17 protein-coding genes are annotated in these 14,990 nt (G+C 67.9%); 8 read left to right on the top strand and 9 right to left on the bottom strand.

Annotated features, from left to right (window positions below; all coding sequences use genetic code 11):
* The first annotated feature begins 20 nt into the window (after window positions 1-20).
* A complete protein-coding gene (locus ACIQC9_RS05865; protein WP_400613381.1) occupies window positions 21-1,103 on the top strand; it encodes an ABC transporter ATP-binding protein in 1,083 nt (360 codons plus the stop codon).
* A 47-nt stretch (window positions 1,104-1,150) separates the two neighbouring features.
* On the top strand, window positions 1,151-2,188 hold the full coding sequence (alr, locus tag ACIQC9_RS05870) for an alanine racemase (RefSeq protein ID WP_400613382.1): 1,038 nt from the start codon (window positions 1,151-1,153) through the stop codon (window positions 2,186-2,188).
* Here the strand turns inward: alr and ACIQC9_RS05875 are convergent.
* Window positions 2,185-2,811, bottom strand: a complete 627-nt coding sequence (locus ACIQC9_RS05875; protein ID WP_400613385.1) for a Yip1 family protein — start codon at window positions 2,809-2,811, stop codon at window positions 2,185-2,187. The two genes, alr and ACIQC9_RS05875, sit on opposite strands and share 4 nt — an antisense overlap.
* Before the next feature lie 141 nt (window positions 2,812-2,952).
* Between ACIQC9_RS05875 and radA the strand changes: the two genes are divergently transcribed.
* From radA to ACIQC9_RS05900, 5 genes are read left to right on the top strand one after another with little or no spacing between them, the layout of a single operon-like run.
* Complete coding sequence (gene radA, locus ACIQC9_RS05880) at window positions 2,953-4,317, top strand: DNA repair protein RadA (RefSeq protein WP_400613387.1); 1,365 nt, start codon at window positions 2,953-2,955, stop codon at window positions 4,315-4,317.
* 28 nt (window positions 4,318-4,345) lie between these two features.
* Window positions 4,346-4,942, top strand: coding sequence for a CvpA family protein (locus ACIQC9_RS05885; protein WP_400613388.1), 597 nt, complete (start codon window positions 4,346-4,348; stop codon window positions 4,940-4,942).
* A gap of 21 nt (window positions 4,943-4,963) precedes the next feature.
* Window positions 4,964-6,469, top strand: coding sequence for an amidophosphoribosyltransferase (gene purF, locus ACIQC9_RS05890; protein ID WP_400613390.1), 1,506 nt, complete (start codon window positions 4,964-4,966; stop codon window positions 6,467-6,469).
* A gap of 6 nt (window positions 6,470-6,475) precedes the next feature.
* Entirely contained in the window at window positions 6,476-6,826 is a 351-nt protein-coding gene (locus ACIQC9_RS05895) for a VOC family protein (RefSeq protein ID WP_400613393.1), read from the top strand.
* Window positions 6,827-6,864: 38 nt separating this feature from the next.
* Window positions 6,865-7,617: an SDR family NAD(P)-dependent oxidoreductase gene (locus ACIQC9_RS05900; protein ID WP_400613395.1), complete on the top strand. Its 753-nt coding sequence runs from the start codon at window positions 6,865-6,867 to the stop codon at window positions 7,615-7,617.
* Here ACIQC9_RS05900 and ACIQC9_RS05905 read toward each other — a convergent pair.
* The 8 genes from ACIQC9_RS05905 to ACIQC9_RS05940 all read right to left on the bottom strand — a co-directional run bounded on the left by ACIQC9_RS05905 (window position 7,614) and on the right by ACIQC9_RS05940 (window position 14,269).
* Complete coding sequence (locus ACIQC9_RS05905; RefSeq protein WP_400613397.1) at window positions 7,614-7,910, bottom strand: hypothetical protein; 297 nt, start codon at window positions 7,908-7,910, stop codon at window positions 7,614-7,616. The genes ACIQC9_RS05900 and ACIQC9_RS05905 overlap by 4 nt on opposite strands.
* 95 nt (window positions 7,911-8,005) lie before the next feature.
* Window positions 8,006-9,628 carry a ribosome biogenesis GTPase Der gene (gene der, locus ACIQC9_RS05910; protein ID WP_400613399.1) on the bottom strand — a complete coding sequence of 541 codons (1,623 nt, stop codon included), beginning with the start codon at window positions 9,626-9,628 and terminating at the stop codon, window positions 8,006-8,008.
* A gap of 32 nt (window positions 9,629-9,660) precedes the next feature.
* Complete coding sequence (locus tag ACIQC9_RS05915) at window positions 9,661-11,085, bottom strand: PQQ-binding-like beta-propeller repeat protein (protein ID WP_400613401.1); 1,425 nt, start codon at window positions 11,083-11,085, stop codon at window positions 9,661-9,663.
* 23 nt (window positions 11,086-11,108) lie between these two features.
* Window positions 11,109-11,912, bottom strand: a complete 804-nt coding sequence (locus ACIQC9_RS05920; RefSeq protein WP_400613402.1) for a tetratricopeptide repeat protein — start codon at window positions 11,910-11,912, stop codon at window positions 11,109-11,111.
* Between the two features lie 78 nt (window positions 11,913-11,990).
* Window positions 11,991-12,827: a 3-methyl-2-oxobutanoate hydroxymethyltransferase gene (gene panB, locus ACIQC9_RS05925; RefSeq protein WP_400613404.1), complete on the bottom strand. Its 837-nt coding sequence runs from the start codon at window positions 12,825-12,827 to the stop codon at window positions 11,991-11,993.
* A gap of 63 nt (window positions 12,828-12,890) precedes the next feature.
* On the bottom strand, window positions 12,891-13,316 hold the full coding sequence (locus ACIQC9_RS05930) for a hypothetical protein (protein WP_400613406.1): 426 nt from the start codon (window positions 13,314-13,316) through the stop codon (window positions 12,891-12,893).
* Window positions 13,306-13,866 (bottom strand): RNA polymerase sigma factor, encoded by a 561-nt coding sequence (locus ACIQC9_RS05935; protein ID WP_400613408.1) that lies wholly within the window; start codon window positions 13,864-13,866, stop codon window positions 13,306-13,308. The genes ACIQC9_RS05930 and ACIQC9_RS05935 overlap by 11 nt, the downstream gene beginning before the upstream one ends.
* 25 nt (window positions 13,867-13,891) lie before the next feature.
* On the bottom strand, window positions 13,892-14,269 hold the full coding sequence (locus tag ACIQC9_RS05940; RefSeq protein WP_400613411.1) for a DUF6249 domain-containing protein: 378 nt from the start codon (window positions 14,267-14,269) through the stop codon (window positions 13,892-13,894).
* 219 nt (window positions 14,270-14,488) lie between these two features.
* On the opposite strand from ACIQC9_RS05940, the gene ACIQC9_RS05945 reads away from it, so the two are divergent.
* Entirely contained in the window at window positions 14,489-14,980 is a 492-nt protein-coding gene (locus ACIQC9_RS05945; RefSeq protein WP_400613413.1) for a hypothetical protein, read from the top strand.
* The last annotated feature ends 10 nt before the right edge of the window (window positions 14,981-14,990 follow it).

Here is a 14,990-nt window from a genome sequence, read left to right on the forward strand (position 1 = left end):
ACAAGCTTGGGATTGGAAGCATGGCGGACGTCCGGCTGACCGGCGTGACGAAGCGGTTCGGGACGACCGAGGTGCTGAAGGGCGTGGATCTGGAAGTGGCTGACGGCGAGTTCGTGGTCTTCGTCGGCCCATCCGGATGCGGCAAGTCCACCCTGCTGCGCACCATCGCCGGCCTGGAAGAGGCCTCGGGCGGCGAGATCGAGATCGGCGGACGCGCGGTGGGCGACCTTTCGCCTGCAGAGCGGGGGGTCGCGATGGTGTTCCAGTCCTACGCCCTCTACCCGCACATGAGCGTCTACGAGAACATGGCCTTCGGGCTGAAGCTGGCGAAGGCCGACAGGGCCGAGATTGATCGTCGGGTGCGTGCGGCGGCGGAGACCCTGAACATCACCGACTATCTGGACCGCAAGCCCAAGGCCCTGTCCGGCGGACAGCGCCAGAGGGTAGCGATCGGGCGCGCCATCGTGCGCGAGCCACAGGTCTTCCTCTTCGACGAGCCGCTGTCGAACCTCGATGCGGCGCTGCGGGTGCGGATGCGTTACGAGTTCGCGTCGCTGCACGAGCGGCTGAAAACGACCATGATCTACGTCACCCACGATCAGGTCGAGGCGATGACGCTGGCGGACCGGATCGTCGTGTTGAACGGCGGCGTGATCGAACAGGTCGGTGCGCCGATGGAGCTCTATGAACACCCGCGCAACCTGTTCGTGGCCGAGTTCATCGGCAGTCCGAAGATGAACCTGATCCCCGCGAAGATCATCACGGCGACAGCGAAGCACACGACGGTCGAGACCGCGCAGGGCGACCGGATTGAAGTGGCCGTGGATGCGTCGTGCGCAGAAGCCGGGGACGCCGTCACGGTCGGGATCCGACCAGAGCACCTGACGACCGGCGGCAAGGCGGGGACGCTGGCGACCACGGCGACGTTCGTGGAAACCCTCGGCCACGCGACCTACGCCTATGTGGCCTACGGCGACGCGCAGTTGACCGTGCAGTTGCCGGGCGATGTGCGCCCTGCCGCCGGCGGCGCCCTGACGCTGCGGGCGGCGCCGGATCAGGCGCATCTCTTCGACGCGTCGGGCGAGGCCTTCCTTCGCGCCTGAGTGCGACGCGTGTTGCATCGCAACAGCAGAGCCTTCTAGATGTCGGAATGCCCTCCCCGGCCCGGCTTACCGTTGATCTGAACGCCCTCGCGGCCAACTTCCACACGCTGGAAGCGGTCTCGGGCGCCCGTGTGCATCCGGTGGTCAAGGCGGACAGCTATGGGCTGGGCGCGGCGCGATGCGCGGCGCGGCTGATGGCCGAGGGCGCACGGACCTTTTTCGTGGCGCGGACGGACGAAGGCGTGGCCCTGCGTCGCGCCCTGGGCATCGAGCCGGTCATCTATGTGCTGGACGGCTGCGTCGGCCACGCGGCGGCGATCCTGAAGGCGGCAGAGCTGCGGCCGGTGCTGAACCAGCCGGCGCAGCTGCAGGCGTGGCGGGACGCCGGCGGCGGTCTGTGCGGGGTGCAGATCGACACCGGGATGAACCGGCTGGGCTTCCGGGTCGAGGACGCGCCCGACGCGTTCGACGGGCTTGAGCTGGTTCTGAGCCATCTCGCCTGTTCCGACGATCCGGCCGAGCCCATGAACCGGCGTCAGCGCGATGTTTTCGCCGAGGTCGCGGCGCGGTATCCGGGCGCGGTGCGGTCGTTTGCCAACTCGGGCGGTTGTTTTCTGGGTCCGGATTTCGCCTTCGATGCGGTGCGGCCGGGCATCAGCCTGTACGGCGGCGGACCGGAGGGGCGGCCCGACGACCGGGTCCGGGCGGTCGCGACGCTGGCGGCCGAGGTGCTGCAGGTCCGGGACGTGCCGGCGGGCGAAAGCGTCGGTTATTCCCGCGGCTTCGTGGCCGATGCGCCGCGCCGGATCGCGACCTGCGCTACGGGATATGCGGATGGCGTGCTGCGAGCCTACAGCCCCAAAGGTCAGGCCATAATCGGCGGCGAGATCCGGTCCCTGCTGGGCCGGGTCTCGATGGACGTCTGCGCCGTGGATGCGACAGGTGTGGATGTCGCCGTCGGCGACGAGGTCGAGCTGTTCGGCCCTCGTCGCCTGATTGATGATGCGGCGGCGGCGGCCGGGACCATCAGCTATGAGCTGCTGACCTCGATCACGGCTCGCGTGCCGCGCGTCTACGTGGGCTAGAAGCCGCCGGCCGCGACCGCGCCGGCCATGGCGAAGCTGCCGATGATCGAGGCGGTGACCACGCCGATCACCATCCAGATCACGATGGCGGCAAGGATGACCACGATCGTGTAGGCAAGGCTCTTGTCCTCGGGCGTCTTCATCAGACCCGGCAGGCCGCGGTACAGCAGGTACAAGCTGTAAAGACCGACGATGCCGAGGATCGCCAGCAGCGGAATGATGTTGAAGACGCCCGCCAGCCAGGACGCCGTCGACGAATAGACGGCCACCTTCATGGCGTTCAGGCGATTGGAGACGCCGCCGAAGCTGGGGGCCAGGGCGTCGATGAGGAAGCCGAGAACGAAGACGCCGATCAACGACATGACGTAGGCGGCCAGGGCGCCGGCGACGGCGCCCACGGGCGACATCGCGCGGAACAGGCCGGTGGCGAAGACAGTCTGTCCGATCAGGCTGGCGAGCGGCCCGATCGCGGCGAGAATGGCTGCATAGCCGGTGAACAGGCCCTTCACCGTCGCGGGTTCGCGCTCGATGACGGCCCACTCAGCGGTGGGGCGGAACAGGATGCCCTGCACGCGCGCGACCAGTGAAGGCGCGAGGACGGGGGCGGATTCGGTGTCGGTCATGTCGGTCTCCGGTGTCGATTCACGTTATGGGCGCCGCCGCTCAAGCCTGACAATGGCGGGGCGGGATCGAGGCGACAAAAGCGGTCGTAGGGACGACGAGGGCCTCTCCCCTCACCGGCCGGACCGGTGTAGGCGGGACGAATGGCTCGAGACGGTGCGATCTATGTTTGTCAGTCCTGCGGGGCGGTGCACGGAAAATGGTCCGGGCAATGCGGCGCGTGCGGCCAATGGAACTCGATCGTCGAGGAGAGCCGCAGCGCCCCGCCCGGCGCGCTGAAGCCCGCGACGACCAGCCGGTCGCGCGGCGTCCAGTTCGAGACGCTGCAGTCCGACACGCCCGAACCGCCACGCATCATGACCGGGGTCGCAGAGTTCGACCGGGTATGCGGCGGCGGCGTGGTGCCGGGCTCGGCGATCCTGCTGAGCGGCGATCCCGGCGTGGGCAAGTCGACCCTGCTGCTGGACGTCGCCGGACGAGCGGCGCTGGCGGGACGACGGGTGGCCTATATCTCCGGCGAGGAAGCGGTCGAACAGATCCGCTCGCGGGCACGGCGGATGGGGCTGGAAAAGGCCCCGGTCGAGCTGGCCTCGGCGACGGCGCTGCGGGAAATCCTCGGCACGCTGAAGCGCGAGAAGTTCGACATTGTCATCGTCGACTCCATCCAGACGCTCTGGTCCGACGCGCACGAGGCTGGTCCAGGCTCGGTGACGCAGGTCCGGGCCTGCGCCAGCGAGATGGTGCGTCTGGCCAAGGCGGGAGGGCCGGCTGTAGTTCTGGTCGGCCACGTCACCAAGGATGGTCAGGTGGCCGGGCCGCGGGTGGTCGAACACATGGTCGACGCCGTGCTGAGTTTCGAGGGCGAGCGGGGCTATCCCTTCCGCATCCTGCGCGCGGGCAAGAACCGCTTCGGCGCGACCGACGAGATCGGCGTGTTCGAGATGGGCGACGCGGGCCTTCGCGAAGTGGCCAACCCGTCCGCCCTGTTCCTCGGCGAGGGCAAGGAGCGTGCGCCCGGCGCGGCGGTCTTCGCCGGCATCGAGGGCTCGCGGCCGGTGCTGGTCGAGATGCAGGCCCTGGTGTCGAAGTCGGCCTACGGCACCCCGCGCCGCGCGGTCGTGGGTTGGGACACCGGCCGTCTGGCCATGGTGCTGGCCGTGCTGGAGGCGCGGTGCGGCCTCGGCTTCGGGGATCAGGACGTCTATTTGAACGTCGCGGGCGGACTACGCATCAATGAACCGGCGGCCGATCTGGCGGCGGCGGCGGCGCTGATCAGCTCGGCGACCGACATGCCTCTTCCGCAGGGTTGCGTGGTGTTCGGCGAGATCGGCCTGTCAGGAGAGGTGCGGGCCGTCGGCCGGGCCGAGGCGCGGCTGAGAGAGGCGCAGAAGCTGGGTTTCGATCAGGCGCTGACGCCTCCGCTGACGGTCAAGGACGGCGGGGTGAAGACGACCACAGTGACGCGGCTGTCGGAAGCCGTCGAACGAATCTCGCAGAACCGGTATTGATGTCGGGTCCCTCTGGTTCCGAGCACGCATGACCGGCTTCGACATCCTTGTACTGGTCGTCATGCTGGGCTCCGCGGCGGCAGGCTGGGTGCGCGGGGCGGTGCGTGAGATCGTCTCGCTGTTCAGTTTCGCGCTGGCGGCCTTCATCGCCCTGATCGCGATGCCGGTGACGGCGCCGATCGGCCGGGGGCTGATCAATCCGGACTGGATGGGAGTGCTGGCGGCGGTGATCGTCAGCTTCTTCCTGCTGCATTTCGGGCTGCGCATGGCGGGCTCGGCCCTGTCGAAGGGCGCGCGAGACCACAAGACTCTGGGCGCCGTCGACCGGATCGGCGGTGTGGTGATCGGGCTCGCGCGAGGCTTCGTGCTGCTGGGCGCGCTGCATCTGGTCGTCATGGCGGCCATGCCGGGCGACAGCACGCCGCGCTGGCTGGCCGAGGCCAAGGCGCGACCGCTGACGGCCGCCGCCGCGCGGCTGATCCAGATCGTGCTGCCGACGCTGGGTCGGGGCGCAGACGCCGTCACCCCCGTCGTCGAATCCTCCGTAAGCAGAGGCTTTAACGACGACGAAGCCTTGCCCCCGTCGCAATCGGCGACTACGTCCCGGCCCGCCGCCCCCGAATAACCTGGTCATCGGAGCCCCACGATGTCCCACCTGATCGCCGACCCCGTCGTTCACCGCGAACACTGGCGCGACGCCGATGATGACCACCCGCGCCTCGAGTGCGGCGTCTGCGGCGTCTGGGGGGCGGATCAGGACGACGCCTCCTCCATCGTGGCGCTGGGCCTGCACGCCCTGCAGCATCGCGGTCAGGAAGCCTGCGGCATCGCCAGCGTTCGCGAACAGCGCTTCCACACCGAACGGCACATGGGTCTGGTGGGCGAGGCCTTCGGCGGCTCCAATCTGGCGGAGCGCCTGCCGGGTTCGGCGGCAGTGGGGCACACACGCTATTCGACGGCCGGCGGCAGCTTCCTGCGCAACATCCAGCCGATGTTCGCCGATCTGGATCAGGGCGGCATCGCCATCGCCCACAACGGCAACCTCACCAACTTCCACTATCTGCACCGCCAGCTGGTCGGCGAAGGCGCGATCTTCCAGTCGACGTCGGACTCGGAGGTCATCCTCCACCTGATCGCCCGCAGCCGTAAGGCCAAGATCGTCGACCGCTTCATCGATGCGATCGGCCGGATCGAGGGCGGCTATGCGCTGGTCTGTCTGACGCGGACCAAGATGATCGGCGCGCGCGACCCGCTGGGCATCCGCCCGCTGGTGCTGGGTCAACTGGGCGACAGCTGGGTGCTGGCGTCCGAGACCTGTGCTCTGGACACCATCGGCGCGACCTTCGTGCGCGACGTCGAGCACGGCGAGATCGTGGTGATCGACCACGAGGGCCTGCGCTCGCTGAAGCCCTTCCCTACCCGCGCGGCGCGGCCGTGCCTGTTCGAGTACGTCTACTTCTCGCGCCCCGACAGCATCGTGAACGGCAAATCCGTCTATGACGTGCGCAAGCGGATGGGCGCGGGACTGGCGCGCGAGCACGCGGTCGAGGCCGATGTTGTCGTGCCGGTTCCGGACTCCGGCGTGCCCGCCGCGCTGGGCTACGCACACGAAAGCGGGATCCCTTACGAGATGGGGATCATTCGCAGCCACTATCTGGGCCGCACCTTCATCCAGCCCAGCCAGGGCGCCCGGCAGAAAGGCGTGCGCATGAAGCACAGCCCGAACCGCGCGGTGCTGGAGGGCAAGCGGGTCGTGTTGATCGACGACTCCATCGTGCGCGGCACGACCTCGATCAAGCTGGTGCGCGCGGTGCGTGCGGCCGGCGCGAAAGAGGTGCACCTGCGCTCGGCCTCGCCGCCGATCCTGTATCCGGACTTCTACGGCATCGACATGCCGGAGCGGGACCAGCTGATCGCCGCCAACAAGACGCTGGAAGAGATGCGGGCGCATCTGGAAGTCGACAGCTTGGGCTTCCTGTCGGTCGACGGTCTGTATCAGGCGATGGAGGCCGGTCCGCGCGACGCGGCGCATCCGCAGTTCACCGACCACTATTTCACCGGCGACTACCCTACCCGCCTGCTGGATCGCGAGATCGAGGAGAGCGGCCGGGACGACGCGGTTCGGCAACTTTCCCTGCTGGTCAGCGCTTAAGCCGTTATGGCGCAGGTTCAGCTCGCCTACTTCACGATCGACACCCTCGACATCGCGAAAGCGAAGGCGTTTTACGGCGCGCTGTTCGGATGGACGTTCGATGAGGCGGCCTCGGGACCGACCTATGCGCATGTCGCCGACAGCGATCCGGCATTCGGATTCACCAAGGTCGAGCGAGCCAGGGATTCCACCCACCTGTATTTCAAGGTCGACGACGTCGCCGCCGCCTGCGCGCGAGTGACCGAGCTGGGCGGCAAGGCGGCGGTGCCTTCCGAGAGCGCCTCGGGCCTGTCGGCCGTGGTCTGTGACGATCAGGGCGTCAGCTTCAGCGTCTGGCAGCCGGCTGCGGGTTTCTGACGCTTTCGGTACAGACCGGGCCGCGCTATCAGGCGGCCATGACTGATCAACCCCTCAAAGACCGCATCGCCCTCGTCGTCGGCGCCTCGCGCGGCATTGGCTATGAGAGCGCGCTCGCGCTGGCGAAGGCCGGCGCCCACGTGATCGCCACGGCCCGAACGCAGGGCGGGCTGGAGGAGCTGGACGACGCCATCTTCGCCGCGACCGGTCGACATGCGTCCCTGATCCCGTTCGATCTGGTGGACGGCGGCGCGATCGATCGGATGGGCGGGGCGCTGTATGAGCGCTTTGGTCGGCTGGACATCTGGGTGCAGACGGCGGCGACGCTGGGCGCCTCGGGCCTCACGCCGGTCAGCCATGCGGACCCGCGCGTCTGGGCCAAGGTCGAGAAAACGAACCTGACGGCTGTGTATCGCCTGATCCGGTCGCTTGAGCCGCTGCTGAAGGCTTCAGACGCGGGCCGTGTCGTGCATCTGACCACCAGTCTGGCCAGTACGCCCCGTGCGTTCTGGGGCGCCTATGCGGCGACCAAGGCGGGCGCCGAGGCTTTGATGAAGGTGTGGGCTGACGAGATCGAGAGCACGCCGGTCCGCGTGTCCATCGTCGATCCGGGCCGGATGCGCACGGCAATGCGGGCCCAGGCATATCCGGGCGAGGATCCGATGGATCTCCCGCATCCGTCAGAGATCGGCCCCCTGGTGCTCGAGCTGGCGCGCGGAGACCTGACGCCGCCGCTGACGGTCAGTTTTCCGGACTGGCGCGGTGCGCCGTCCGCCGCTGCACTGGTCTAGGATGTAGCGGGCCCCTCGCCGCCCAGCGGCATCGGCTCGTTCGCCGTGCCGCGTGTGACGTTGGCGAGATAGTCCTGCGCGGTGCGGGCGTCCGCCTGGGCGCGGCGCTCAGTGCGGCACATGTTTCGACGAGTCACCGACCCCGTGGGCGCGCGGTTCTCGCAAACCAGCCTGTCATTGCCCTGGCGACGGGAGTTGCGCGGCTGGGCGGCAGTTGTCGGCGCCGGAGCCGGCTCGGCCGCCTGCGGGCTGGCGGTCTGCAGCGCCAGGGCCGCCATCACAGTCATCAGCATCGCTCACCCTCCACGTGAAAGAACACTGTGACGCGGATGTCAGGCCCCTGCAACCGACGGTGAGAGGTGCGACATTCCGTCCGCGTATGGCGCGGCTACTTCTTCGGCGCGTGCTTCTGGCCCGTCCGGATGCGGCCGGAGCGCGAGACCTGACGAGCGCCGCCGCGGGCTCCCTTCTGAACCGCGATGGACGAGCCGGCCTTTTTGGACGCACTGGCCTTCACGCCGGAGACGACCTTCGGCTGGTGCTTGCGGGTCTTTTTCTGTTCCAGCGCCTTGCCGGGCAGGTTGGACAGCATCTCGGCCTTTTCGGCCTTCTTGATCACGCGGCGCGGCGCGGTCTTGGCGTCGCCCTTGTAGCGTTCCGGCCCCGACTTGGCGCCGCCCTCGGCATAGGGGTTCGCCGCGCCCGACTTGACGATCAGACGGATGGGCGTGCCGTTCAGGTCGAAGCTCTCGCGGATCGAGTTGACCAGATAGCGTTTGTAGTGATCCGGCATCGCCTCGGCGCGGTTCGCCATCAGCACGAAGGTCGGCGGACGGGCCTTGGTCTGGGCGATGTATTTGGGCTTGATGCGCTTACCGTCGACGGCGGGCGGCGGGTGGCGCTGGGTGGCCATGGCCAGCCAGGTGTTCAGATCCTTGGTCTTCACCTTCACCGACCAGGTCTCATACGCCTGGATCACGGCGGGCATCAGCCGCTCGACGCCACGCCCCGAGTGGGCCGACAGGACGACGAAGGGCGTGCCTTTGAGCTGGGGCAGCTTGTCCTCGGCGAGCATCTTCAGCTTGGCCATCCGCGACTGGGGCTCCTCCTCGAGGTCCCACTTGGACGCGACATAGATCAGCGCCCTGCCCTCACGCTCGACCAGATCGGCCAGCTGGAGGTCCTGGATGTCAAAGGCGTGGTCCTTGTCCATCATCAGGATCACCACCTCGGCGAAGGTGATGGCGCGGATGGTGTCGGCGACGGACAGCTTCTCAAGCTTCTCCTGCACGCGGGCCTTGCGGCGCATGCCGGCGGTGTCGACGAAGCGGATGGGACGGCCTTCCCATTCCCAGTCGACCGAGATGGAGTCGCGGGTGATGCCGGCTTCGGGGCCCACCAACAGACGGTCTTCGCCCAGCAGGCGGTTCACCAGCGTGGATTTGCCGGCGTTCGGGCGGCCGATGACGGCGATGCGGATCGGCTTGTCGGCTTCCTCGACCTCTTCGATGAAGATGTCGGCCGAGGCGGCGACGATGGCGGCGTACAGATCGGCCATGCCTTCGCCGTGCTCGGCGGAGATGGCGACCGGCTCTCCGAAGCCCAGCGCATAGGCCTCGCCGATGCCGCCGCCGCTTTCACGGCTCTCGGACTTGTTGGCCAGCAGGATGACGGGCTTGTGCTGGTGGCGCAGGCGGTCGGCGAAGATGCGATCGAGCGCCGTGACGCCCTCGCGGGCGTCCATCATGAACATGATCAGATCGGCGTCGTCGATCGCGGCCTCGGTCTGCTCGCGCATCCGGGCCTCGAGGCTTTCGTCGGTGACGTCCTCATAGCCGGCGGTGTCGATCAGCGTCAGGTCCATGTCGCCGATGTTCCCGTCCGCATAGCGGCGGTCGCGGGTCACGCCCGGGCGATCGTCGACCAGCGCAAGGCGCTTGCCGACGAGGCGATTGAACAGGGTCGACTTGCCCACATTGGGGCGGCCGACGATGGCGACCTTCAGAGCCATGTCGGCCTTCTAACGCAGTTCGCGAGTTTCCGTCAGCGGATGCTGATCAGTTGACCCTTGTCGGTCAGCACATAAAGCGCGCCGTTATAGGCGGCTGGGGCGACGTAGGTCGCGGCGCCCAGCTTCAGCGTCGCGGTTTCCTGACCGGTCTTGGGATCGTAGGCGATCAGATCGCCGTCCGAGTTGGCCAGCACCAGACGGTTGGACGCCAGCAGCGGACCCGCCCAGATCGGGCGCACGGTGCGGTCCCAGTAGCCGAGGAAGCCCCCTTCCTGACGCACGCGGCCCTCGTTGAGGTCACGGCTCCAGTACACTTGGCCCGAATCGCGGTTGACCACGGTCAGCTCGCCCGCCTTGGACACGACATAGACCACGTCGCCCACCGGCAGCGGGGCGTTGACGCCAGCGATCGGCAGCTGCCAGCGCGGCTCGCCCGAACGGGCGTCAATGGCCGACATGACGCCGGAGTGGCCGACGGCGTAGACGGTGCCGCGGCTGATCACCGGACGACCGGCGATGTCGCGCAGTTCGGACAGGGCGTTGGTGCGGCTGGTGCGCGACAGGGTCTGGGTCCAGAGCTGCTGGCCCGTCTGGGCGCGCAGAGCGATGACTTCACCCGACGAGAACGGGGCGATGACGGTGTCGCCGGTCACGGCCGGGCTGGACGCGCGCATGATGCGGGCCGGCTCGGGGATGCCGCGATAGGACCAGACCTGCTGGCCGGTGTTCACATCGAAGGCCTGAATCTGGTTCTCGACGTCGACGACGTAGACCCGGCCGCCAGCCACGGTCGGGGCACCGTGGATCGGCACGTCGGACGGGGTCGACCACAGGACGGCGCCTGTGTTCTGGTCCAGCGCCGTGACGCTGCGATAGCCCGAGGCCACGAAAACCTTGCCGCCGCCGACCGCGAGACCGCCGCCGAAGCCGCCGCCGCGCGATCCGCCGCCGCCCATGCTGATGCCGAGGAAGCTGGAGCCCTTCTCGGTCTCGGCCTTCTTGACGTCAGCGCGCCACGCCTCGGCACCGGTGTTGGCGTCCACGGCGGTGATGCGGGCCTCGCCGTCCATGACGAAGACGCGCCCGTTATCAGCGACGACCGGAGCCATGACCTGACGGTTGCTGGCCGAGCCGGCGCCGATGTCATGGCGCCAGGCGATCGTGAAGTTCGGCGCGGCGATGACGTGCTCGGGCGAGTTTTCGATATTGCCGCCCGGCTGGGTCCATGAGGTCGCAGCCACGGGACCCGGCAGGAAGAAGTCGCGGCCCGAGAGCGCCGCCGAGGGGGCGAGCTGCTGTTCGAACTCGAGCACCGAGATGCGCTGGCCTTCGCTGGCCGTGGCCTGAGGCTCTTCGCGACCGCCGAGGCCGAACGGGATGGCCCGGCGAACGGTGCTGCACGAGGCGACCGTGACGGCCATGCCGCACAGAAGGGCGATCTTGAATGCGCGGGTCATGGCGGGCGTCCTGAAAGCGATCGTCACTGGGCGGCCGCCGGGGCCTGGGCGGGTGCGGCTGAAGCGGCCGGACCGGTCGGAGCCGGACCAGCGGCCTGACGCTCGCGAAGCTGCTCGGCAGCGGCGCGGGCCTGCTGCTCGGCGGCGTTCTGGGCGTCGTCGATAGCCTTGAGGTTACCGGCGGTGCCCGCCTCGATCGACTCGAGGGCGGCGGCGGCGCGCTGGCCGACGATCTGGGGCGTGTCGAGACCGTTCTTGAGCACGACCAGGGTCGAGCGGGCCTCGTCGATGCGGCCATGCTGGAGCTGGGCCATGGCGAGGGCTTCCTGCGCCCAGGCGCGAACTGGACGATGTTCCTTGGTCAGCGGCTCGAGACGCGTGCGGATATCGTCGTAGGACGCGGTGTCCATCAGCAGCCAGACGGCCTTCAGCTGGGCGTAGTCGGCCAGCAGCGGATCGCGGGCGGTCTTGGCGGCCTCGTCGAACAGGGCCACGGCTTCCGGAATGCGGTTGTCGGCGGCGGCGATGCCGGCGCGATGGTTAAGGGCCAGCGCCTTGTAGGCCGGGTTCCCTTCCTTCACCGCCTGGGCGAAGGCGGCGTCGGCGCCGACGGAGTTGTTGGCCTGAAGCGATTCGAGGCCGCGCTGATACGCGATCGAGGCCTTGTCGGCCTTCGAGGTCTGCCAGCTCTGGTACCCCCACCAGCCCAGAGCCGCGACCAGCGCGATGAGCAGGACGCCGCCCACGACGGGCAGCCAGGTGCGGGCCAGCCGCTTGTATCGGTCGGAGCGAAGCTCCTCCTCGACCTGATCGAAGACATCAACCACGGAAATGTCGCCCCAAAGCGCTGAAATTCAAACCGGCGCGGACCCTAGAGGGAAGGCCGGCCCCCCGCAACGCGACAGTCAGGTCGTCGCGGGCTTTTTCGAGAAGTAGGTCTCGACTTCGGCAGGAAAACGGCGGGCCCGGACGTCTTCGGCATAGCCAGCGGCCGCCCGGCCGATCTCGCCGCGCAAATCGGCGTAGCGGCGCACGAACTTCGGCGTCCAGTCGAACATGCCCAGCATGTCGTTGACGACAAGGATCTGGCCGTCACAGGCCGACGACGCGCCGATGCCGATCGTGGGCTTGTCGATGGCTGCGGTGATGTCGCGCGCCAGTTGCTCGGCCACGCCCTCGACCACCACCGCGAAGGCGCCGGCATCGGCGGTGGCCTCGGCCTCGGCCAGCACGCGCAGCCGTTCCTCGTCGGTCTTGCCCTTGGCCTTGAATGCGCCGTCCGTCAGCACCGCCTGCGGCCGCAGGCCGACGTGGCCAATCACGGGGATGCCGCGCTGGACCAGATAGGCGATGGTTTCGGCGACCGTCGGACCGCTTTCCAGCTTAACGCCCTGTGCGCCCGTCTCCTTCATCACGCGGGCGCAGTTCTCGTAGGCCTGCTCCTTGCCGCCCTCGTAGCTGCCGAACGGCATGTCGATGACGACCATGGCCCGCTTCGAGCCCCGCATGACGGCCTGACCGTGCAGGATCATCATCTCGAGCGTGACGCCCACGGTGTTGGGCAGGCCGTGCACCACCATGCCGACGCTGTCGCCGACCAGCAGGACGTCGCAGTGGGCGTCCAGGATCTCGGCGGTGGGCGCGTCATAGGCGGTCAGGCAGACCAGCGGCTCGCCGCCCTTTCGGGCCCGGATGTCCGGCGCGGCGAGGCGGCGGAAGGTTTCCTGTTTCTGGCTGGACATGGCGGCCTCCGGGGTTCGCAGACTAGATAAGGCCACGAACCCCGAACGTCACGCTTCAGGAGGCTAGATGTTCTGCGACAGTCGCATTACGCCCGCAGCCGCCGCCGCGATCAGCAGGCCTGCGGCGATCCAGAACAGCTGCATTCCGCCCATCGACGACAGATCGATGTTGGACAGGCCGGCCTGATCGAGACCCGACTGGAACAGGTTCTGGGTGCTGAGCGAGGCGCTCTGAAGCCCGTGCCCGATTGCCTGACCGGCCACGACACCTTCCGTTTCCGCGCCGCCGATATTGACGTTGACGCTCATCGTCTCGCGCACGGCCACGACGCCGCCGACAAGTCCGGCCAGCGACAAGGCCAGAACACGAGCGCGCCCGCCCTTCTGAAGCCGTCCCTCGACACCGGCCGTGAACGCGGCCGCATCCGCCATCGCCGGCGTTCGCGCGAACAGGCGCTCGATCTCGGGATCAAACTCATCAACCGACATGTTGAGCCCTCCCCAAGGGTTGCGCGGGTTCGGGTTGTAGCCGCGCGCGGAGTTTATCCAGACCACGTTTGACATGAGACTTCACCGTGCCGAGTGGCAGATTCAGGGCAGCCGCGATTTCCGGGTGCGCCATCCCTGCGCCATGGCACAGGGAGACGCACAGGCGTTCCGGTTCGCTGAGGGACTTCAACGCCTCGTCCAGATCGACGCGGCCTGCGTGATCCGCGACCGGAGCCGCGTCTTCGACTTCACTTTCAGCCACATAACGCGCCTCCTTCTGGTTGCGCTTTATGTAGAGCCGGGCGGCGATGCGCTTGACCCAGGCGGCGAAGGTGCCTTCGCCCCTGAACTCGGAGCACCGCTGGAAAGCCTGGATGAAGGCGTCCTGCGCAATGTCGTCGGCCAGCGAGGGCTGCGCGCCCATACGGCGCAGAAGCGCGCGGACCGCAGAGCCGTGACGGCGCACAAGTTCCCCGAACTCGCGCCGTCCGCCCGCCGCCGCGAGGGCGGCGAGCTCGACGTCGTGCCGGTCGACCAGAGATTTGGTCATGATCGGTTCCCCTGTCCGGCCGATCTCAACCTTTGTTCTTGTTGAAGAAGCTCAGGATGATGAAGGCCAGACCGATCATGCCCGGAATGGCGGCCCAAGCGCCGAAGCCGAAGATGTCGTCGTCGTAGTTGTAGCCCAGGATGGCGAACGTCAGGCCGATGCCCAGCGCGAGAGCCAGCATGATGACGCCGACCCGCAGATCCTTGGCCGCCGTGGCGACGGGCTTGATGTTGTCGCGGGTCAGGGCCTCGATCACCTCGGGCGGCAGTTGCTGCCCCTTTTCGATCGATGCGCGCAGGCTGGCCTGCATTTCCTTGCGTTCCCGGCTCCGCAGCCACGTCGGAACGATCACGATCGCCGCGATCATCGCGAACAGCGATATCGGCACCATAATTCCGTCCATCTCAAACCCCTGTTGAAACCTTCGCCCCAGCTTCATGCCGCGGGCTTCTGATCACAAGAGGCGGCGACCGGGGCGTACGGATGCGACTACGGACGTGAAACTTTCGTAAGGCGCAAACGGGGCTCGCAGACGCGATTCGACATCCGGCCGTTTCGGGAGGAAGCTTCACTGTGTCGTCTCGCGTACCCAGCCTGTTGTCACTCCAACCCTGAGGTCGCCATGTTGCCTGAACTGTCTCCGCTCGGCTGGTTCCACACCTTGGGCAGCCTGCCCGCCGTTCCAATCGGTCTGGCCCTGATGATCCGGCACGGCCGCATCGATCCGGCCAGTCTCTGGGGCAAGATCTATCTGCTGTTCATGTTCATCGGCGCAATCAGCGGCGTGCTGGTGATCCGTGACGCGCCGGGCGTGGCGATCTCCATCCTGTCGCTGGGGTCGCTGGTCGTCGGATCGCTGGTCCGTTTCGCGACGCCGCTGGGTCGGCATCGCGGCTGGATCGAGACCGTGGCCATGAGCACATCGCTGTTCACACTGCTGTTGCCCAGCGTGACCGAGACCCTGACCCGCCTGCCGGCCGGAAATCCGGTCGCTGACAGTCCGCAGGCGCCGCTGGTGGTGGCGTTCCAGCTGACGCTGCTGGTCGCCCTTATCGTGGTCATCACCCTGCAACTGCGCAGCCGCCGCCGCGTTGGCCTGACTGCGGCCGCCTGACGGTCTCGCC

Origin of the sequence: Brevundimonas sp. NPDC092305 (assembly GCF_044755415.1) — a bacterium.
In the GTDB taxonomy this organism is placed as follows: Bacteria; Pseudomonadota; Alphaproteobacteria; order Caulobacterales; family Caulobacteraceae; genus Brevundimonas.